The 19,214-nt window shown below is 52.4% G+C and carries 16 protein-coding genes; 8 read left to right on the top strand and 8 right to left on the bottom strand.

Annotated features, from left to right (window positions below; genetic code table 11):
• Window positions 1–40 precede the first annotated feature (40 nt).
• Window positions 41–1,441, bottom strand: coding sequence for a tRNA uridine-5-carboxymethylaminomethyl(34) synthesis GTPase MnmE (mnmE, locus tag VKV29_RS08420; protein WP_324200862.1), 1,401 nt, complete (start codon window positions 1,439–1,441; stop codon window positions 41–43).
• A gap of 83 nt (window positions 1,442–1,524) precedes the next feature.
• Between mnmE and VKV29_RS08415 the strand changes: the two genes are divergently transcribed.
• Together VKV29_RS08415 and VKV29_RS08410 are read left to right on the top strand one after the other, a co-directional pair.
• Window positions 1,525–2,541 (top strand): SMP-30/gluconolactonase/LRE family protein, encoded by a 1,017-nt coding sequence (locus VKV29_RS08415; RefSeq protein WP_324200861.1) that lies wholly within the window; start codon window positions 1,525–1,527, stop codon window positions 2,539–2,541.
• Window positions 2,542–2,548: 7 nt separating this feature from the next.
• Entirely contained in the window at window positions 2,549–3,412 is an 864-nt protein-coding gene (locus VKV29_RS08410; protein WP_324200860.1) for a sugar phosphate isomerase/epimerase family protein, read from the top strand.
• 9 nt (window positions 3,413–3,421) lie between these two features.
• On the opposite strand, the gene VKV29_RS08405 is transcribed toward VKV29_RS08410, so the two are convergent.
• The 3 genes from VKV29_RS08405 to VKV29_RS08395 all read right to left on the bottom strand — a co-directional run bounded on the left by VKV29_RS08405 (window position 3,422) and on the right by VKV29_RS08395 (window position 6,304).
• Entirely contained in the window at window positions 3,422–4,447 is a 1,026-nt protein-coding gene (locus tag VKV29_RS08405; protein WP_324200859.1) for a C39 family peptidase, read from the bottom strand.
• A gap of 30 nt (window positions 4,448–4,477) precedes the next feature.
• On the bottom strand, window positions 4,478–5,272 hold the full coding sequence (locus VKV29_RS08400) for a dihydroorotate dehydrogenase electron transfer subunit (protein WP_324200858.1): 795 nt from the start codon (window positions 5,270–5,272) through the stop codon (window positions 4,478–4,480).
• A 69-nt stretch (window positions 5,273–5,341) separates the two neighbouring features.
• Window positions 5,342–6,304, bottom strand: coding sequence for a hypothetical protein (locus VKV29_RS08395; protein ID WP_324200857.1), 963 nt, complete (start codon window positions 6,302–6,304; stop codon window positions 5,342–5,344).
• A gap of 274 nt (window positions 6,305–6,578) precedes the next feature.
• On the opposite strand from VKV29_RS08395, the gene VKV29_RS08390 reads away from it, so the two are divergent.
• Entirely contained in the window at window positions 6,579–7,424 is an 846-nt protein-coding gene (locus VKV29_RS08390) for an HDOD domain-containing protein (RefSeq protein ID WP_324200856.1), read from the top strand.
• A gap of 80 nt (window positions 7,425–7,504) precedes the next feature.
• On the opposite strand, the gene VKV29_RS08385 is transcribed toward VKV29_RS08390, so the two are convergent.
• From VKV29_RS08385 to VKV29_RS08370, 4 genes are all read right to left on the bottom strand, one after another.
• Entirely contained in the window at window positions 7,505–8,539 is a 1,035-nt protein-coding gene (locus VKV29_RS08385) for a BMP family ABC transporter substrate-binding protein (RefSeq protein WP_324200855.1), read from the bottom strand.
• Window positions 8,540–8,543: 4 nt separating this feature from the next.
• Window positions 8,544–10,016 (bottom strand): dihydrolipoyl dehydrogenase, encoded by a 1,473-nt coding sequence (gene lpdA / locus VKV29_RS08380; protein WP_324200854.1) that lies wholly within the window; start codon window positions 10,014–10,016, stop codon window positions 8,544–8,546.
• A gap of 633 nt (window positions 10,017–10,649) precedes the next feature.
• On the bottom strand, window positions 10,650–11,696 hold the full coding sequence (locus VKV29_RS08375) for a GGDEF domain-containing protein (RefSeq protein WP_324200853.1): 1,047 nt from the start codon (window positions 11,694–11,696) through the stop codon (window positions 10,650–10,652).
• Window positions 11,697–11,842: 146 nt separating this feature from the next.
• Window positions 11,843–12,766: a proline dehydrogenase family protein gene (locus tag VKV29_RS08370; RefSeq protein ID WP_324200852.1), complete on the bottom strand. Its 924-nt coding sequence runs from the start codon at window positions 12,764–12,766 to the stop codon at window positions 11,843–11,845.
• A gap of 183 nt (window positions 12,767–12,949) precedes the next feature.
• On the opposite strand from VKV29_RS08370, the gene VKV29_RS08365 reads away from it, so the two are divergent.
• The 5 genes from VKV29_RS08365 (at window position 12,950) to VKV29_RS08345 (ending at window position 19,204) form a co-directional block, all read left to right on the top strand.
• Window positions 12,950–14,038, top strand: a complete 1,089-nt coding sequence (locus VKV29_RS08365) for an alanine racemase (RefSeq protein ID WP_324200851.1) — start codon at window positions 12,950–12,952, stop codon at window positions 14,036–14,038.
• Between the two features lie 104 nt (window positions 14,039–14,142).
• Window positions 14,143–14,703 (top strand): TlpA disulfide reductase family protein, encoded by a 561-nt coding sequence (locus VKV29_RS08360; RefSeq protein WP_324200850.1) that lies wholly within the window; start codon window positions 14,143–14,145, stop codon window positions 14,701–14,703.
• A gap of 145 nt (window positions 14,704–14,848) precedes the next feature.
• Window positions 14,849–15,604: a DUF58 domain-containing protein gene (locus tag VKV29_RS08355; protein ID WP_324200849.1), complete on the top strand. Its 756-nt coding sequence runs from the start codon at window positions 14,849–14,851 to the stop codon at window positions 15,602–15,604.
• A 200-nt stretch (window positions 15,605–15,804) separates the two neighbouring features.
• Window positions 15,805–16,395, top strand: a complete 591-nt coding sequence (locus VKV29_RS08350; protein ID WP_324200848.1) for a MarR family winged helix-turn-helix transcriptional regulator — start codon at window positions 15,805–15,807, stop codon at window positions 16,393–16,395.
• 238 nt (window positions 16,396–16,633) lie between these two features.
• The gene (locus VKV29_RS08345) at window positions 16,634–19,204 is read left to right on the top strand and encodes a beta-mannosidase (protein ID WP_324200847.1); all 2,571 of its coding nucleotides are present in this window, start codon (window positions 16,634–16,636) and stop codon (window positions 19,202–19,204) included.
• The last annotated feature ends 10 nt before the right edge of the window (window positions 19,205–19,214 follow it).

Here is a 19,214-nt window from a genome sequence, read left to right as displayed (position 1 = left end):
TTTACCGCATAGTGGTCAAGAAAGCCAATAGCGAGTCGATCTATTTGCCAACGCAGAAGTCTTGAAAAATACGATGGATGATCTCGTCGTCTACCGTTTCGCCGGTGATTTGACCCAGGGCGTTTAGAGCCTCTCGCAGGTCTAGGGCAATGAAATCGCCAGGAAGTCGTTGATGTGTTGTGGTGAGAGCTTCTTGCAGGTGATGAACGGCCTCTTGAAGCGCTTGAGAATGACGGGTCGAGGTGATCATAACCCCTTCGGTGTCTCCATATAGGCTTGAGGTCGTTATCTGCTGCAGCTTATCTCGAAGCAGCTCGATGTTCTCTCCGGTGAGGGCCGAGATCGGGATGATGTCGGTGACATGAGGAAACTTTTGGCGCACCAAGTTGGCAGCTTGTTCGAGCACGTCGTTAGTGACGAGGTCTTTTTTGTTGAGTAAAAAGAGGGCTGGTCGGTCTTTACTCTCTACGGCAGGAAGTGGAGAGAGGGTATTCAGGGAGGATAAGTCGGATGCATCTACGATAAAGAGCAGAAGATCGGCCTGCTCGGCAGTTTTTAAGGCAAGGTCTATCCCAATGCGCTCGATGGGATCGGCAGTGGCTCTCAGTCCCGCTGTATCGGTAAGCACGATTGGAATACCGTTGATGGATAGCGATTCCTCTATGAGGTCTCGTGTTGTGCCGGGGATAGGGGTTACAATGGCACGTTCTGTTTGGAGCAGTTGGTTTAAGAGGGAAGATTTGCCTGCGTTCGGAGGACCGATAAGGGCCACGCGCATACCTTCCCGCAGAATCCGTCCGTAGTGGGCGGTGTTGGCAAGGCAGAGAGCTTGTTGGCAGATGTGGGCTAAACGACCCTCAAGTTCTGGGTAATCAAGCTCTCCTACTTCATCGCTGTAGTCAATGGTTACCTCAACGGCTGCTAAAGCCCCGATGATGTCGGAACGCAAACGATGAATAACTTCCGACAACTTGCCTTCGAGTTGATTGAGCGCCACACGACGTGCCCGTTCCGTTTTCGCCTTAACGAGATCGGCCACCGCTTCTGCCTGGGCTAAGTCCAGTTTGCCGTTGAAAAAGGCCCGTTGGGTAAATTCACCGGGTTCGGCCAAACGTGCACCATGCTGAAGCAGTGTTTCCAGGAGGCGACTGACAATGGCACGCCCTCCATGACACGACAGTTCCACCATATCTTCACCGGTATAGGAGTGGGGAGAGCGAAAGAGGGTAAGCAGTCCCTGATCTATGGTCTCGCCATGCAGATCAACAAAGTGACCGAAGCGAACTGTATAGCCTGGAAGGAGGGTAATATTCTCCTTACGCTTTCCGCGGAAAACTTGTTGAGCAATAGGTATAGCCGCTATGCCAGAGAGGCGGACGATGGCGATGGCCGATTCGCCCATAGCCGTAGCAACTGCAGCGATAGTATCTTCTTGTTCCATAGAGAGCTTTCAGCTTGTGGGTTGCAGGAATATCTGCGGTTCTCGCTGAAATATAAATACGTTTTCGAGAAGGGAAGTGCATCATGCTCATTGCGCGGGATAAGAGGGGAGTGGGTGGGATATGGCTGACGGTATGCCTTAGTATTTTTTGCTATACCTCAGCAAGCGCTGTGGACGTTCAAGAGACTGTTGTTCCTGCCGATCCGGACTTAGTGCTTGTAGCATCCGGTTTTAGGTTTCCCGAAGGACCCGCTTACGATGGACACGGAAATATCTACTGCTCGAACTGTGCTGCGGATTACGTTACCAGGATAAGCGCCGATGGGCAGGTAGAGATCGCCTATCGTGCAAACCACAATGGGGATAAGCCTTTTACGTTCCTCAAGACGAACGGTATGACGTTCTTCCGAGATGGCTCTCTTTTCGCGTGTGATTTTGAAAGAAATGCCATTATACGTATCTATCCGGATGGACACCAGGAGCTTGTAGTGGACCGGTGTGATGGGCAACCTTTTCGAGGGCCGAACGATCTCGCATTTGACCCCAAGGGATATCTTTACTTTACCGACCCCACCGGCTCCGATGCTTCGCATCGCATCGGAGCTATCTATCGGGTGGACATTGTGGCCCACAAGGCGATAAAGGTAGCCGATAGTCTCGCTTTTCCTAACGGCATAGCATTTAGTGGAGATGGAAAATGGCTTTATGTTTGTGAGGACAATTTAAACAGAATTATTCGTTTCCGTGTTCGCAAGGATGGACATCTCAGCTTACCGGAAGTGTTTGCGACGCTTGATGCAGATGGTCCCGGACATCCAGATGGGATGGCTATAGACAAGCAAGGTCATTTATGGATCGCCCATTACGGGCAGCATCGGGTATTAGAGTTAGATGGGAAGGGGCAGATCGTCCGCAAAGTTCAGCTACCGGTGAGCCATGGGGAGGGGGATGAAGGGCCGACGAATCTAGAGTTTGCGGGCAGAGATATGCGAACGCTTTATATAACCGATCCTGGCACCGATTCCCTCTACAAAATAAGGGTTAAGGTAGCAGGTTTAACGCTTTTTTGTGCGCCACCAAATAGAGCAAAGGGAGGTTAAGAGAGACATGTTCACCTGTTTATCTCCGGGGGCTATCGGAGTTCACGTTACCAATTTGAAAGAGGCCATCGAGGCCGCTCGGATCGGTGGGTTCGAGGGGGTGGAGTTTAACCCCTTTGAGGTGGCCGACCTTGTGGAAAAGCAGGGAGCGGATTATGTTAGAAGCCTGTTTGCGCATGCCGCCATCCGCCCCGGCGCGTTTGGGTTGCCGGTGGACTGGCGTGGTGAGGAGGCAAAATGGCGGGAGGGCTTGGCTCAGCTCCCACGCTTAGCGAAAGCTGCGGCCGCTATTGGTTGTCATCGTACGGCTACATGGGTGCCGCCTGCATCGGACGTACTGACATTTGAGGAGAACTGGCGGTTTCATATAGAGCGCTTCAAACCCATCGCTCAGATTTTGGCAGAGTCCGAGTGTCATTTAGGGTTAGAGTTCATCGGTCCGGCAACTTCACGCAGGAATCATCGTTATCCTTTCATTTACACGATGGAGAAGATGCTTGAATTGGCCGCAGCCATTGGGCCGAATGTGGGATTGCTACTGGATAGTTGGCATTGGTATACCTCTGGAGGAACTGTTGAGGGGATACGAAAGCTTCACAAAAAGGATGTGGTCTATGTACATATCAACGATGCACCGGACGGAATACCCCGTGAAGAGCAGATTGACAACCGGAGGGCGCTTCCTGGAGAGACCGGAGTTATTGATATTGCCAACTTTCTGCGTGCCCTGCGACATATCGGCTACGATGGGCCGGTAACCCCGGAGCCTTTCAAAGCCGAATTGGCCTATCTCGCTTCGGATGAAGAGCGATTGCGTACGGTTGGCGCTGCTACGCGAAGTGTTGTGCATCGGGCCTTCGGCGATGAATAGACGCTTGATCTAGCCGGTGTTTGGGGATGCCCAGTGATGAAAACGATCTTCCGGAACTGGATGGTCTTGAGGATAGATTAGGTAGACCGTTTTGTGAGAGTGGTTCCAAGCTCTTAGGAAGTTCGAGCGAGGAAAAACTCGCCGGCACATTTCGCCCTGGTCGGGACGATAGTAAGGATCGTTGAAGACGGGATCGCCTGTTTTCGTGAAGCCGATGCATACCATAAGATGCCCAGCATCGTGGGCTTCCGGTTTTCCTTTAAGCAGATCGTAGGAGACAGAAACGATTGGGGGAACACCGGCAAGAATCCACCGTTCAAGCTCGTAGATATCGCTAAAACGTGCTACGTAGGCACGGATTCCGGCGTGCGCCCCGGCAAAGGCGGTATTGAACGGCCAGTTGCCGGTTCCATGCCATATAGGGTCGTAGACGGCTGCGGCCACATTCGGAACATCATACATGAGGTCGGGGCGTTGCCGTTTGTGTGCCCAGTAGGCCAGCACCATGGCCGTGCTGGTTGGGCTACACCACCCTGCGCCCCCGTCCCAGCCGAGCTGTGTTTTTTCAGGTACAATCAGTTCGGTACCCCAAGCTTCTGAACAGGGCGGTAGCTCGTCGAAGGAAGCCTGAGTATCGGTGGCGCACAGCGCAAGAAGGGGCCATTGTGGCGTGGCTACTCCTCGATAGATGAGGCGAAGTTGGGCTTTTGAAGCCGGTCTGGTGAGACGAAGGACATCCGTATCCATAGTTCCATCGCGGTCGTGTTGGCCGGCAACGCTCTGCCGCGGAAAGTACTGAGGGCTTTGTGACCAGTGGGCGACCGTGTAGTAGGATGTCCAATGATCGTGGCAAAAGGCACGGATTCCTAAGGAGATGCCGGTTTGCGGCGGCATAATGACATTCCAAGAGAGGATAAGCTGATCGGCAAGCAGGGGAAGCTGTATTTGCGGTGAGACCCAACCGTTCGACTCTAGAGGAGTAAGTTGCTGCTCTTTTATTTCAACAAAAACGGTTCCACGATATTCCTGGCTCATGTTTACATTCTCCGGCATCTTAGGTATAGGCTACCAAACAAGCGTATTTGCGTCGAAGACAGGGCCGTCCCAACAGGCACGTACATAATGTGTCCCTTGAGTGGTTCTTTGTGCAACAACGCAGCCGTTACAAAACCCGATACCGCATGGCATTGACGTTTCGACAGATACCTGACAAGGCACATTAAATTCATATGCGATGGCCGCAACGGCTTTGAGCATAGGGGTAGGTCCGCAAGCATAGAGGCTGCGTGGTAATTGAGAGGGCTGCTCCAGGAGGGTACGTAAGCGATCGGTAACAAGCCCTTTTTCGCCATGGGTTCCATCGTCGGTAAGGGCATAGAGATGGACTTCGAGACGGCTAAATTCAACGAGACCTACCAAAAGGCTTCGGGTACGGGCGCCGTTGAGAACTATAATCTCGCCAACCTCGCGATAGGCGCGCTCGTTGTGGAGCGTTTGTGCCAGAAAGTAGAGGGGTGGGGCACCGATACCGCCGGCAACCAGGATATGTTGTCTAGGCTGTGAGACATCCCAAGAAAACGGACGCCCCAGCGGGCCAATAATGGAGATAAGACTCCCTTTCCGTTTTTCGGAAAGGCCGGAGGTGAAAGAGCCGCGGGCAAGAAAAAGGATGCTGAAGGTCTCCTCCGAACGGTCTACACGATAGATGCTGAAAGGTCTCCTAAGGAGAGGGGCGTAGTCTTGTCCATAGAGGATTTCGACAAATTGTCCGGCCTGTGCGGTCTGAGCGATCGACGGAGCGTGGAAAACCATTTCAAACGCATTCTGCGCAATGCGTTGGGTCGTCACTATCCTAGCCATGATCTCCTGTCGAACAAAACGGGGCGTCGCCGTCATAGATGAATTTTGAGTAGAGTGCATACGTTTAGTTTACCTTGATGGGCGCGTGAGAGTCAGGGTGATTAAAGAGGGTGGAGTCGAGAAGCGAATTACATGCCATCCCGCTTGCGGTACAAAGAGGAGATGGTTTTTGATGACCAGTTTAGGATCGGCAACCTGCCAAGCCATATTACCCAATATGTGCCAGTGGCCTGCAGGAAGGTACAGCAACAGACGATGGAACGGTTGAGGAATTGGGGGCATTGAGATGGTGATGGATGAGAGATTCTGCATGGCTTTATAGAATCCGTTCATAAAATCGGGTGCAGTGACCAGTGGATTAGTCGTCGAAGGTTCGGTAAAGGCCATCGCTTCGAGGAGCGTGTGGCTTCCATAGACGGCGTCAATATAGAGACAAAGAGCCGTGTAGTTATCCATTCCTGCAGCATCTGTGCGTGAGAGCCAAGATGAGGAAAAGCGTTGAGCGAAAGCGATGCGAGAGATGAGAGGGAAGATTTGGAGATTGAGATAGGCTTCGAGATCATCGCGGGTACAGAATGGGAGGCTCGACAAAGGGATTTCGCCGTTTTTCACGTCACGCCAGAGCCAGTAGAGGAAGAGTCGTTCGCCAAGCACGCCGTTTGCCCACGGTTCTGGGGCCGTGTAGCCGGTTACTCCTGGCAGAATGTAGTGACCGTATTCATGCGCAAGCTCGCGGCACCATTCAATAGAAGAGCGTTTGGCATAGATATTATAAATGTAAATTTGATCTCGGAACTGTTCTCCGCCAACATCGGCATTTGCATAGTTTATGGGGGAGAGCCAAACAGAAACCGGTTGTTGGGAAGGGTGATCGAAATGGAGATGTTGGTGTACCTCATGGTAGAGAAGCAGGTAAAAACGCCCCACTTTTTCCGCAAGCTCGGCATCGGAGGTTTCGGGAGCATAGACGCGAAAGCGTAGTGAGCTATTGTCAACGGGGGCGGTGTAGCCTAAAAGTTCGAAATGGTACATCTGCCGATCGTGAGGGTTGAAAATGGATGTAGGTTGATCGAGAGGGACTAATTTCCCAATTTCGTTTATGGTGTCTGTTTGGTTGATTGATAGGGAAGAGATATCTAACAACCGGCCGACGGTGCGGTGAGACGAAGAAATAGGCGGGACACAGAGGGCATGTTGAGGGGGGGCAAGTGGCAGAAAACCGCATAGGAGTTTGAGTAAATACGGCCTCATTCGGTGGTAAAAAGGTGCCGAAAATAGATTATAAAGTCGGAATAAGGGTTCAAACATGGAGCTTTCTCAACTCGAGATACGGATTGCACGAACGCCATCACTCCCTTTATTGTCGAGCGCTGCGAGCGAGATCATGGGGATGGCCGACTATAACACAAATATTCGCGAATACGAGCGCATTATCCTACGTGATCCCGCTTTAGCGGCAAATATTCTTCGGGCGGCGAACTCTGCCTATTATGGCGGTAATGGAAGCCTGACCAATCTGTCGCAGGCTATCGCGCGACTTGGGATCAATACGGTGCGCTCGATCTGTATTACGGCCGCTTATCATAGCTCTCTCAACGGAAAGCGCCTACATAGACTTTTCGATTCCCAATCGTTTTGGCAGCATTCGTTGGCGGTCGCATGTAGTTGTAAAGTTCTTGCGGCCATGGTTCATTACGCAGACCCCGAACTAGCCTTCATCGCAGGACTGCTACACGACATCGGAAAACCGGCGCTTTATATGTTTTTGCCACTCCAGATGAATCTGGTTCATGAGACGGTGCAGTCGGAGAACCTAACCCAATTTCAGGCGGAGTATTCCATCATGCAGTTTACGCATCAAGAGTGTGGGCGATTAGTTGCAGGCCGTTGGCAGTTGCCGGTGGTGTATCATGAGGCCATAGGGAATCATCATGACCCGATGTCATGCAGGCATGAACCCGATATGCTGGCCTTGCTAGTTCATATGGGCAACGCTTTAGCACATCGTGCCGGGATAACCTGCATTCTTGGTGAGGCTGACGCGGGATTCGATGAAGCTGTGGTTGCTGAACTAGATTTGGATATTGAACCGTTCGACGCTCTGGCGAGAATCATCGCTGCAGAGGTTGCGAAGCTGAGCTTTCAAGAGTAAGGCGAGCGGCTACTGCATGCGAGAGCGTAGGAAACCTTGAGGTGTGTTCGGGTATAAGACGCCGATGAGAGATAAAGGCTTTACGGAATGTGAGGCGGATGAAAAGTTTTTAGTTGTGCGAGTGAGGTGGGCGGGACGATTTTTCCTTGGATGATCATCTGTTGAATGACCGCTAATTTTTTTAGAATGACAGGCGGAATAAGCTGTTTCGTGTACCGCATCTCACTGAGTCCGACGCCGCCCTCTTTCAGGCCGTAGACATGCTCGCCGGGGGTGAAGCGGCTTTCTACGACGCGCTGGATGGTATCGCAAACCGCCCTATCTACATGTTTGACCATGCTGGTAAGAACGCGGCCTGGAGCGAGGTAGTCCTGATCCTGGTCAACGCCAATGGCAAAATAGCCCGGCCCCCGCGCCTTGGCAGCTTCGATAACACCTAGCCCCGCTTTTCCGGCGGCATGATAGATAATATCCTCCCCGGCAGCAAACTGCTGTTCGGCCTGACTACGTCCTTTGAGCACATCGTTCCAATCGCCGGTGTAGGTTGCAGTGACTTTTACCGAGGGGTCTGCAGTTTCCGCACCGGCCCGATAGCCTGCCTCGAACTTCTCGATGAGAGGGATTTGTTGCCCGCCCACAAAGCCGATTTTCTTTGTTTTACTCATAGAAGCGGCCAGGAAACCGGCAAGGAAGGAGCCTTCTTGTTCTTTAAAAACGAGGCCGGCGCAGTTGGGGAGGTTAGGGCCGGGGTCATCTATGATGGCAAATTTCGTGTTAGGAAACTGCGGAGCCACCTGTTTTAGGGCATCTTCCATAGCGTAGCCCACGGCAAAAACCACTTTATAGCCTTGACGCGCCATGTTGGTAAGGTTGGTTTGGTAGTCGGAGGGGCTATGAGATTCGACCCATTTCAGAGAATCTGGTGAGAGATGTAATTTTTGTTGGGCGCATTTGAGACCGTTGATAGCGCTTTGGTTGAAGGAGCGATCATCAGGCCCACCGACATCGAGCACCAGGGCGGCGATTTTAGGAGCGGTTGGTGCGTTCGCACACCCTGTGGCAAGGGCGGCACCGAGCAGGAGCAGGGCACAGGCGAGTAGATGACGACGTTGCATCGGGTTAGGGTCTCAGTTTATGAATGGCAATACCTTGGGTATCCAGGGCAGCTTCGCCCATGGCTTCGGAAAGCGTTGGGTGTGCATGGATGGTAGACATTAGCTCCTCGACGGTAGACTCAAGCTTAATGGCGACTACGGCCTCGTGAATCAGCTCCGTGGCATAAGGGCCAACGATATGCACACCGAGTACCTCACCATATTTTCTTTCGGAGACTACCTTGATAAGGCCTTCTTGTTCGTTAATAGCCATGGCACGGCCGAGGGGACGAAATGGGAAACGACCGGTAACCACATCGTATCCTTTGTCGCGTGCCTCCTCTTCGGTAAGGCCTACGGAGGCCACTTCGGGTGAAGTGAAAATGGGGGCAGGCACGGCACGGTAGTCCATTTTCACCTTATGCCCCATCGCATTTTCGGCAGCCACAATGCCCATATGTGAGGCGAGGTGGGCGAGAAGTTGCTTTCCGGTTACGTCTCCGATGGCGTAGACATGGGGCACACTGGTCTGCAAGTATTCATCCACCACAATGCCACGACGTGAGAGAGGGCCGTCGGTGACCGTTTGAACTCCGATGGCTTCCAGGCCGAGGTCTGCTATGCGGGGGCGCCTTCCGGTGCCCACGAGAACGACATCGGTTTCTATTTCCGTCTGCTTGCCATTTCCGTCCTCAATAGTAACCAAGCGGGAGGAGCGTTTATGTTGAACGGCGGTTACTTTTGAATTGATAAAGAAAGTGATACCCTGCCGGGTCAATGCCTTTCGAAGCTCCGTAGCGATCTCCTTATCACCGGTAGGAAGGATTTCGGGGGCTATTTCTACAACAGTTACCTCAGCACCAAGCCCACGGAAAGTGTAGGCAAACTCAAGCCCTACAGCTCCGGCTCCGAGAATGACCATCCGTTTTGGGCATTCTTTGGCGGAAACCGCCTCATCGCTTGTCCAGATGCCGTTACTGCTTTCCCCTCGCTTATCTTTGGGATTCCGTTCGAGGCCGGGAATAGGAGGGAAGATCGGTTCTGAACCGGTGGCAATGATCGTGTTTTGGGTTGTAACAAGCTCTGTGGAGCCGTCGGGTTTGGTGACCTCGATAGTATGGGCATCTTTGAAGCGGCCGGTTCCGATGATGCTTCGCACGTGATTGCTTTTGAGGAGGGATTGCACGCCTTTGCGGAGTGTGGTAACGACCTTTTGTTTGCGTTGCATCATCACATCAAAATTGAAGGCGATGGTACCTTGAATCTGCACACCCATAACGTCGGCCTGTTTAACGTGATGCAGGCGCTCGACGCTAGCGATCATGGTTTTGGTAGGGATGCAGCCCCAGTTAAGGCAGGTTCCACCCCACTCGGTGTCCTCTTTTTCAATACAGACGGTTCGGGCGCCAAGTTGGGCAGCACGAATGGCGCAAACATAGCCCCCTGGGCCGGAGCCAATCACGACTACATCGGCATCAAAGGAGGATTGCGACGTCATAAGCGGTTCGTTCTCCGAATGTTGTTTTCTGAAAGCGGTGTGCGAAGGAAGCAGGACTGTGCGTTATAAGTGCGAAGAGGGTATTTATTGGAATAGGTTGACCTCATGGTAGAAGTATAGCACACATTCTCTGAGGAGGTCAATGTGGAGAAACGGCATGGCTGCTTTATAACTCACGCTCTGTGAGTGCGGCAACCTTAGGCTGAGTTAGAGCTGCCCATGTTGTTAGGTTAATGGCGGCATTCCAAGCCGCATTCAACCCATAACCACATCGAAGGCAAACAAACTGGCTCTGAGACTTTGCACGTCCTCGAATACCCACAAGGTTCTCCAGAACGAGTGCCTTGGGCGAGAGGAGGGTATTGTGAACTATCCGCTGACTGATGGAATGGTTAAGCCATTGAGAGAAAGGGGAAACCCTTTTAGCCTATTTGTAGGCATCTGCCGTCTTGGCGAGGCAGCGCACGGCCATTAGGGCACAGGGAGAACCGTTCTCGCGCGGTGTGATAGGTGGCCTTGTGGAGGACGTCGGCCTTGATGGGAAGGGCATCGTCCTGCTTTCCAAAGAAAAAAGAGGAAAGCATCTGTCCTTTGCCTAAATCGCGGGGGTATCCTGCCGCAAGCTTTATGAGATTAGCTGGCGGCCTGTAGCGGCGCTTCTAGTTCACGAATGTGGGTAATACGGTTACGGCCGTTTTGCTTAGAGTGATAGAGCGCTCGATCCGCTTTTTCTATGAGTTCGGCGCGATACTGGATTTCCGGTGTAAGCGAGGCAACACCGATGCTTATAGTGATGGGCCGAAAAGCCCAATTCTCCGAAGCGATCGCGGTGCGATACCTTTCAGCAAGCGCCAAAGCTCCATCGGCAGGGGTGTTAGGTAAGATGACGGCAAACTCTTCGCCACCATAGCGGCAAACGAAATCGGTCTGTCGCGCTACTAAAGTCAGCAAGCGGGCAACATGCTGAAGGACTTCATCCCCTGCAAGGTGGCCATAGGTGTCGTTATAAAGTTTAAAGTGGTCTACATCGAGCATGAGCAATGAGAGCGGCAGTTGATAGCGCCTTGCTCTACGAAACTCGATTTCGAGTTGTTCCTGAAAGACGCGATGGTTTTTTAAACCTGTAAGGCCGTCTATAGTAGCTAGGGTGGAAAGCCGAGCATTCACGCGTTCCAGTTCGCGCTTTTGACGAGTCAACTCTTTTCGGCTGGCGTTGAGTTTGGCTAAGAGATTTTCGCGCTCGGTTACGTCGCGGGAGGCGCAAAGGATGGCCTCGGGGCGTCCCTCGTTGTCTACAAGAAGTGTGGTCTTTGTTTCTAAATAAAGGAATTGACCGTCCTTATGACGGCATCTCCAAACAATCGTGCGCGTTTTGTTACGGTTTTGCTGCATCAACGCAAGGGGGCGCAAGCGTTTGAGATCGGCGGGGTGCGCTAAGTCGGTGATGGCACTATGTATAAGTTCAGAAGGAGTGTAGCCAAGGACTTTTTGGACTGAAGGGCTGACAAACAGGAAGGCTCCATTAAGCGTATGGAGGCTAACGACGTCGTCTATCGTAGTGGCAACCAGCTCGTAGATATCGGCGATATTGGTGAACTGTGAGGTTGGCCGGCTCGATTTCTCAGAGGCTGTAATCGTTTGCAACGCCGGTTCTCCAGCATCTTTTAGGCGTGTCTTCATGATAGTCTTTTCGTCCCCAGAGGGGGTCTGTTTGTAGACGGCGGTCACCGATTCGTCCTTTTGGGCTGAATTCTACTGATATTGACCGATTCAAAGCCCAATAAGTTCAGTCGGCCCATCCTCAGTTTTATACGTTAGAGGAGGCTCTATTTTCGCAAAAAGCTTTGCAGGGCAAACCAGAGATTGGCAGGGCGTTCGGCTAGTCGGCGCATCGTGTAGGGGTACCAATGATCGCCAAAGGGAGTATAGATACGAATGTTGTAGCCTTCCTTTGCGATCTGCAGTTGGAGAGGACGTCGAACGCCGTAGAGCATCTGAAATTCAAATCGGTCTTTCGAGATGTTATGCTCTTTGACAAAGAGCTTTGCTGCGTTGATTAGTTGCAGGTCATGTGTGGCCAGGGCTGGGTAGTTTCCTTCGAGCAGAAGGCGTTGCATAAGTTTGAGGTAGTTAGCGCGGATATCGTCCGGTTTCTGAAAGGCGATGGAGGGTGGCTCTTTATAGGCCCCTTTGCACAATCTGACACGCGCTTTAAGACGAATTAGCTCTTCGATATCGGCCTCGCTGCGGTAGAGATAGGCTTGGATTACAACACCGAGGTGGTTCTGATATTCCGGTCGTTTTTTGAAGGTCGTGTAGAAAATGTCGAGGGTTTTTTGCGTGTAGGCGGAGCCTTCCATGTCTATACGAATGAACAGATCGGGCAGTGCTGCCTCCACCAGGGTTTCGAGGTTTCGTTGGGCCAGATCGGGGTCAATATCGAGGCCAAGCGAAGTAAGTTTGAGCGAGATGCTTGCCTTCAGCCGTTCTCGGCGGATAAGGCTCATGAGGTTGAAGTAGGTGGTAACAACCTGTTCAACCTCTTTCGTTGAGGTGATGCTTTCACCAAGATAATCAAGGGTGGCGGTCATACCGGCCTGATTAAGTGCACGGACGGGTTCTACGATCTCTTCGAGGGTCTCGCCGGCGATGAAGCGCCGTGCAATGCGAGCCGCAAGGGAGTTTTTGCGGGCAAAAGTTTCGAGGCCGCGATTTTGGGCCATCTGCAGTAGAAGGGTGCGGGTTAGCATAGGAAACTCTCCTCATTGAGAAGTTTCGGCAGAGCGCTTGTTAAACTTAAGCATAAGGATACCATTTGAACCCTCTCCATTTCGGTGTACGTGTGGAAGCACATATGAGGTTGCAAAGAAGGAGATGCGGGTAGAGTGGAGAAATTAAATAATTAAATAAAGAAGTCGCTAGAGGAGTGGCAGTTGAAATATCACGCGCTTGATACGCCCGCGCTGCTTGTTGAACGGGAGCGGTTGGAGGCCAACATCCGTAACATGGCAGAGCTAACCCGTTGCCATGGCAAGATGTTGCGACCTCATGCGAAGACCCATAAAACACCGGAGATCGCCCGGATGCAGCTTGCTGCCGGCGCGGTAGGTTTGACCGTTGCGAAGCTAGGTGAGGCAGAGGTTTTCGCCGAAGCAGGGTGTAAGGACCTATTTATTGCCAACCAAATTGTAGGAGAGCAGAAGTTAGAGCGCTTAGTAGGGCTTGCACGCAACTGTACGGTTCGGGTTGGGGTGGATAGTCTGGAAGTAGCCATGCCTTTGAGTGAGGCGGCTAAGCGTGCGGGCGTAAGCATCGGGGTGCGGTTAGAGGTGGACACGGGCTTGCATCGGGCCGGCGTTCGCACAAAAGACGAGGCGATGGAGGTGGCAGATGCCCTTGCGCGACTGCCGAACCTGGAATTGGACGGCATTTTTACTTATGAGGGACATCTCTATCAGGCGAACAGCGATCGAGAACGAGCTTCTGCAGTCGCCAGGATGGCAGAGGAGTTGGCCGATCTCAGAGACAGCCTCATAAGGCAAGGTATTCCGATTTCTATTATCAGTGTTGGTTCCACACCAGGTGCACGGTTTACCGCTCCGGTTCCGGGGCTTGATGAGTTGCGATGCGGAGTCTACGTTTTTAATGACCGCATGCAGGTGGCGCGAGGTGCACCGCCGGAGAGTTGCGCCCTAACGGTGCTTGCAACGGTGATAAGTGTGCGACCGGATGGCCGGGTTATCGTGGATGCTGGCACCAAAGCCTTGGCCGGTGACAAGCCGTTTGCCGATCAGACGATGGGGGAGATTTTGGAAGACCCTTCTCTGCGTTTTGTGGCGGCAAGTGAGGAGCACGGGCATCTGCAGGCAGAAGGAAGCGCCCGATTGCGGGTGGGAGATAAGGTAAGAATTGTGCCGAACCATGCCTGCACCTGTGTGAACCTGCATGAGCGCATGTATGTGGTGAAGGGAGAGGAGGTGGAGGATGTTTGGGAGATCAGGGCTAGAGGGAAGTTTCTGTAGGAAGGGAAGAGGCCGCACCTCGTTTTCTGCTGTGTACGTGGTGATGGGACGGATGAGATTTGCGTATGAGAAGTCAACAGTTTAGGACGATGGGGGTAAGATAGGTGAGAAAATTTTTAGTTCGTTTCGCAAGCCTCTATTTAACCGCGGTCTATTGGAGCACCGCAGCAAGCGCCAGCCCGCCTAAGCATCCACATACGAGAGTGGCGAACAAGGCGATAGTTGTGAAGGCCGGGACGCCAAAAGCTCTACAAGCAGAGTTGCACACGCTACGCGGGCATGTGGTGTTAATCAACTTTTGGGCTACATGGTGCGGGCCGTGCGTCGCCGAATTCCCGGAGCTTGTAGCACTGTCGAAGAAGTATGCGCCCCGCGGACTGCGCTTAATAACGGTATCGGTTGATCAGCCTAGCGACAAAAAGCAGGTTATCGCCTTCTTAGAAAAGCACAATGCACCGATGCCTGCTTATATCGCCTCTACCAACGACGCATTGCAGTTTTTAAAACCCTATGATCCGAAGATGGACGGTGCTATACCTCGGACTTACGTTTTCGACAAGACTGGCAGGTTGAGGGCACGTATTGTAGGGCAAATTGACCCCGCCAAGCTTGAGTCAGAGATACGCGATTTATTGGCAGCAAAGAGCCGACTGTCAAAGAAGTAGATAAGAGGATATAGTGATGCCGACCGAAGCTCAACTGCTAGATCCTGCTTTTCTAAGAAAGCTCGAGCGACTATCCTTGGTATGTAGGAAACCGTTTCCTGGCCAGATGAAAGGCGAGAAACGTTCCACACGGCGTGGGAGCAGCGTGGAATTCACCGATTATCGCGAGTATATCCCCGGTGATGATCTGCGTTATGTAGATTGGAATATGGCGGCTAGGAGCGAGCGTTTCTATCTTAAGCTATTTGTTGAAGAGGAAGACCTCTTCCTAGCGTTGTTGGTAGATAGTAGTCGTTCCATGGGATTTGGGGAGCCACGAAAAATAGATTATGCCAGACGGCTGGCGGCAGCGGTGGGGTACATCGGACTTGTGAATTACGATAGAGTGATCGTTCAGCCCTATTCATCCTCACTGGAGAGGCCTTTGCCTGTTCAGCGGGGGAGGGTTGGTATCGCACCCCTTTTTGCTTATCTGCATCAGTTGGAGCCTGCGGAGCGAACCGACTTTGCGGTAGCCCTTCATCGTTTTGCTGCTGGGGCGCGCAGTAGAGGGCTAGCTATGGTCATTTCCGACTTTTTTGATCCAGGTTGGCGTGAGGGCCTGAAATCGTTGTTTGCCAGAGGTTTTCAGGTAACCGTGCTACACCTGCTGGCACCAGACGAAATAGAGCCTGCGTTAAGGGGCGACTTGAGAATTATTGATAGCGAAACGAGCGAAAACCGCGAACTTAGCATAACCCCGCAGCTTTTACAGCGTTACCGGCAAACGTTAGATGGTTTTTGCAGTGAGATTGCCGCCTATTGTCGCCGATATGGAGCAGACTATCTGCGCATCTCTTCCGAGCAGTCGTTGGAGGAGGTGACTTTACGCTCCTTACGAAAGATGGGGTTATTACATTAATCTCATGTACGTGAGAAGGATATAATGCGGCATAGGTATAAATTTTTGGGAACGACTTGCAAAATAAAATGCGATCTGGTATACTAGAAAAGAACTCAAACGAACAGACGGGTGGTAGGTTCGTTCGAGGAATAAAAACTGTGGATGCTGCTATCCATGCAAAGCAAGTTCAAACTCGTTTATAGGTAGGTACCTGGATCATGTCTCGAATTAAACATTTCATGGGCGACATTGAGGAGTGGGAGCGATCTCCGGTAACGTCGCAGGAGTTGTCGGCATTGGCTCCTCAAAGTGACGATCTGTCGTTGCGGGAGCAGGCGGAGCGGTTGGAAGAGCTTCTGCCCTACCTCGTGCGCTGGCTTTACTCGCTATCTCTTGATCATCCCACCAGTGAGATGCCGTTGGCCCAGTTGCGGATGTGCACACTGTTGCAGTACGGCCCTCGAAACCTTTCGTCGTTGAGCGAGGAGATGGGCATTACGGTAAGTGCTGTTACACAGCTTGCAGATCGTTTGGAGCAAACCGGACTCGTGGTGCGGATGGTAGGGAACCAAGACAAGCGCACGCGCATGCTGCAGCTTTCGGAAAAGGGGCGACAGTTGATGGAGGAGCGCAGAGCCTTGCGCGTACAACGTGCAGAAGCCGCTCTTGCCCAACTGCCTCAGGCGAGGCGACGTGCCCTTTTGCAATCGCTGCAGATGCTTTTGCGGACGGCGCCGACGGTGGCAGACTGGTATGCGCCCTCTCCTCGATATGGGATGAGACGCAAGGGGGGGCAGCATCTGGGTTAGTTCCCTTATAAACACCTGTTTATACCCTTGGCTACCCGTTCCTCCTAGAAAATGTTGTGATATAGGTGCGACGTAGTGCTGGTCGGCTTACGTCTAGGCAGATGCTGCACCGCTTCTTTAGGTTGGTCGTCCCCCCAAAACGGGGGACGACCTTCTGTTTTTGGTATAATTTGTCAGGGCTGACAGGGTATTCTGTCTCAGCGCCTCGTGAGCCAGAGAGGAGTTCGAAAAGGAGAGGATGGTGCCTGCTGTAGATCGTGTTGTGGGGGTACATTCGCGCTCACTGGTTACCCAAGCCGGAGCGAGATGGCGTTTTCGTGAGGTTCCTCGACCGAACGTTTCTCCGTCCACCCAGCTTGACTGGATGCCGACGACGGTACCTGGGTTTGTGCACCTAGACCTATTGCGGCAGAAGGCAATACCGCACCCCTATGTCGATCTCCAGGAGCGCAGTGTGCAGTGGGTAGATGAGCGCGATTGGGAGTATGAAGGCATATTCTTCTTAGAGTCCCTGCCGGATGGAAGTGTCTATCTTTGTTTTGAAGGACTCGATACGGTTGCCGAAATCGAGCTAAATGGTCGGCCCTTAGGGCAGGTGGATAATATGTTTGTGCCCCACGAGTTCGGGGTGAGGGAGCTTTTGAACCATGGGGCCGGTGAGGCAGGGAGGAACGTATTGCGTGTTCGATTCCACGCGGCCTTACGTGTCGGTCGTGAACGTTTACGCGCGTGGAATGAGGCCGGCAACGTTACGCTTCCTGAACAGTGGTTTAGTTGGGGGCCGCGGGCCTTTGTGCGCAAAGCGCAATATATGTATGGTTGGGATTGGGGCCCGGAATTGGTCTCTTGTGGAATTTGGAAAGATGTGAAATTACTCTTTGTGCCTGTCGCGCGCTTCCTGCATCTCCGATACCAGATACTTTCGTTGTCGGAGGAGCGGGCCACGGTGCGGCTATATGCGGCGGTCGAGCGCGATCCCCAGCAGAGGCAGCATTCTCTGACTCTAACGGTGAGGATGCACGGAAAGAGTGAAACGATCTCGGGGCAAACTGAAATTGCACCGGCTTCGCTGTATGCAGAGGCCAGTCTAGACTTGACAATTGAGAAGCCCCATTTATGGTGGCCTAATGGGTGTGTTGATGTACGTGAGCGGGGAGCTACTTATAGGACAGAATGGATTTTGGAGTGCGATGGGCGAACAGTAGACGTTGCTCGCTGCAATATAGGTTTGCGAAAAATTGAGCTTGTAAGGCAGCCGGACGAATACGGTGAAAGTTTTGGATTTCGGGTAAACGGTCGAGAGCTGTTTATGAAGGGAGCAAACTGGATTCCGGCAAGCTCTTTTCCTGAACACTCAGCCTCTACTAAGACCAATGTAGAAGTCGTTTATAACCTCTTACGTCAAGCGGCCGATGCCGGTATAAATATGCTGCGGGTATGGGGTGGTGGGCTTTATGAGTCCGAGCAGTTTTACTCGTTATGCGACCAGTTTGGCATCCTCGTGTGGCAAGATTTTCCTTATGCTTGTTCCTATTACCCAGATACAGGAGAGTATGCCGAGAAGGCGGCCGCCGAAGCCCGGGCGGCCATTCGTCGCTTGCGACTGCATCCTTCGCTGGCCTTGTGGTGTGGGAACAATGAGAACCAACAGATGCATTATGATGGCTGGGTTGGGAAGTCGAATCTACCGGCACGATTATTGGGCGAGAAGCTCTATGAGGAGATACTTCCTAGGGTTGTGGCGGAGGAGGACTCCGGTAGGCCTTACTGGCCCGGCTCGCCCTATGGAGGGGAGAACCCAAACAGTGAAGAGATGGGAGATCGGCATAACTGGAACGTATGGCATGGTGCCGGCGACTGGGTGCACTATCGCGAGGATAAGGGCCGCTTCATTTCCGAGTTTGGGTTCGCTTCTTCTTGCAGCTTAACCTGTTGGGAACGGTGGCTTTCACCCGAGATGCGCTGGGCGCATTCGCCTGCCGTAAGATGGCATGATAAGACCCGAAAAGGGTACGAGACCTATTTAGGGTTGATCGCCCTCCATTTTCCATACCCCAGGCAGCTAGAAGACCTTGTCTACTATTCGCAGTTGAATCAGGCAGAGGCGTTGCGATGTGGTATTGAGCACTGGCGGCGAAACAAGGGGCGATGTCGTGGCACACTCTTTTGGCAGTGGAACGACTGCTGGCCGGTGCAGTCTTGGTCTGTTATAGACTATGAGGGCTTGCCAAAAGCGGCCTATTATGCCGTCAAGCGCGCCTACGCGCCGCTTTTGGTATCTCTATTCTTAGAAGAGGATGCTCTTGTGGTTTGGCTGGTGCAAGATTCGGAAAAACCGCTGCAGGGCGTTCTGCATGCGCAGGTTTGCGATTTTTGTGGGCAGGTTCTCATGGAGAAGTCCTATGAGATAGAGGTCGCTGCTGATGGCGCTGTGGAGGTTGACCGCTTTTCTTTAGGCTTATCCGAAGCGATGCGTCGAGAAAGTTTTGCGTGGGGGCGTTTTGAAGGGGCAAACGGTGAGCATTCCGAGGCCTTAATTCTACTGTGTGAGCCAAAGGATATGGTTCGATCCGACCCCGGTTTAGAGTGGGAGCTTATTAGGGATAGCGACGGATGGATTGTACGATGTCGCTCGCAACGTTTTGCCCCCTATGTCTGGCTGCGTTTGGAGGACGGCGTGCTGGGACAGTTCAGTGATAACTTTTTCTTTTTACGCCCTGGTGAGGAAAAGCAGGTTTCACTCGAGCTACAGGAAACAGCGATTTCAGAGGAGACCCTGCGTCAAGCTCTACGTATTAGAGTATTTTAATGATGAGAAA

The sequence above is a fragment of the Chthonomonas sp. genome, from assembly GCF_035294165.1.
GTDB lineage: Bacteria > Armatimonadota > Chthonomonadetes > Chthonomonadales > Chthonomonadaceae > Chthonomonas.
Note: the sequence above shows the minus strand (reverse complement) of the source record. Positions and strands in the feature narration are given on the sequence as shown.

What these genes read in the sequence shown, in the direction of transcription:
- mnmE (WP_324200862.1), bottom strand. Translation starts at nt 1,441, where the DNA reads ATGGAACAAGAAGATACTATCGCTGCAGTTGCTACGGCTATGGGCGAA.
- VKV29_RS08415 (WP_324200861.1), top strand. Translation starts at nt 1,525, where the DNA reads ATGCTCATTGCGCGGGATAAGAGGGGAGTGGGTGGGATATGGCTGACG.
- VKV29_RS08410 (WP_324200860.1), top strand. Translation starts at nt 2,549, where the DNA reads ATGTTCACCTGTTTATCTCCGGGGGCTATCGGAGTTCACGTTACCAAT.
- VKV29_RS08405 (WP_324200859.1), bottom strand. Translation starts at nt 4,447, where the DNA reads ATGAGCCAGGAATATCGTGGAACCGTTTTTGTTGAAATAAAAGAGCAG.
- VKV29_RS08400 (WP_324200858.1), bottom strand. Translation starts at nt 5,272, where the DNA reads ATGGCTAGGATAGTGACGACCCAACGCATTGCGCAGAATGCGTTTGAA.
- VKV29_RS08395 (WP_324200857.1), bottom strand. Translation starts at nt 6,304, where the DNA reads ATGTACCATTTCGAACTTTTAGGCTACACCGCCCCCGTTGACAATAGC.
- VKV29_RS08390 (WP_324200856.1), top strand. Translation starts at nt 6,579, where the DNA reads ATGGAGCTTTCTCAACTCGAGATACGGATTGCACGAACGCCATCACTC.
- VKV29_RS08385 (WP_324200855.1), bottom strand. Translation starts at nt 8,539, where the DNA reads ATGCAACGTCGTCATCTACTCGCCTGTGCCCTGCTCCTGCTCGGTGCC.
- lpdA (WP_324200854.1), bottom strand. Translation starts at nt 10,016, where the DNA reads ATGACGTCGCAATCCTCCTTTGATGCCGATGTAGTCGTGATTGGCTCC.
- VKV29_RS08375 (WP_324200853.1), bottom strand. Translation starts at nt 11,696, where the DNA reads ATGAAGACACGCCTAAAAGATGCTGGAGAACCGGCGTTGCAAACGATT.
- VKV29_RS08370 (WP_324200852.1), bottom strand. Translation starts at nt 12,766, where the DNA reads ATGCTAACCCGCACCCTTCTACTGCAGATGGCCCAAAATCGCGGCCTC.
- VKV29_RS08350 (WP_324200848.1), top strand. Translation starts at nt 15,805, where the DNA reads ATGTCTCGAATTAAACATTTCATGGGCGACATTGAGGAGTGGGAGCGA.
- VKV29_RS08345 (WP_324200847.1), top strand. Translation starts at nt 16,634, where the DNA reads ATGGTGCCTGCTGTAGATCGTGTTGTGGGGGTACATTCGCGCTCACTG.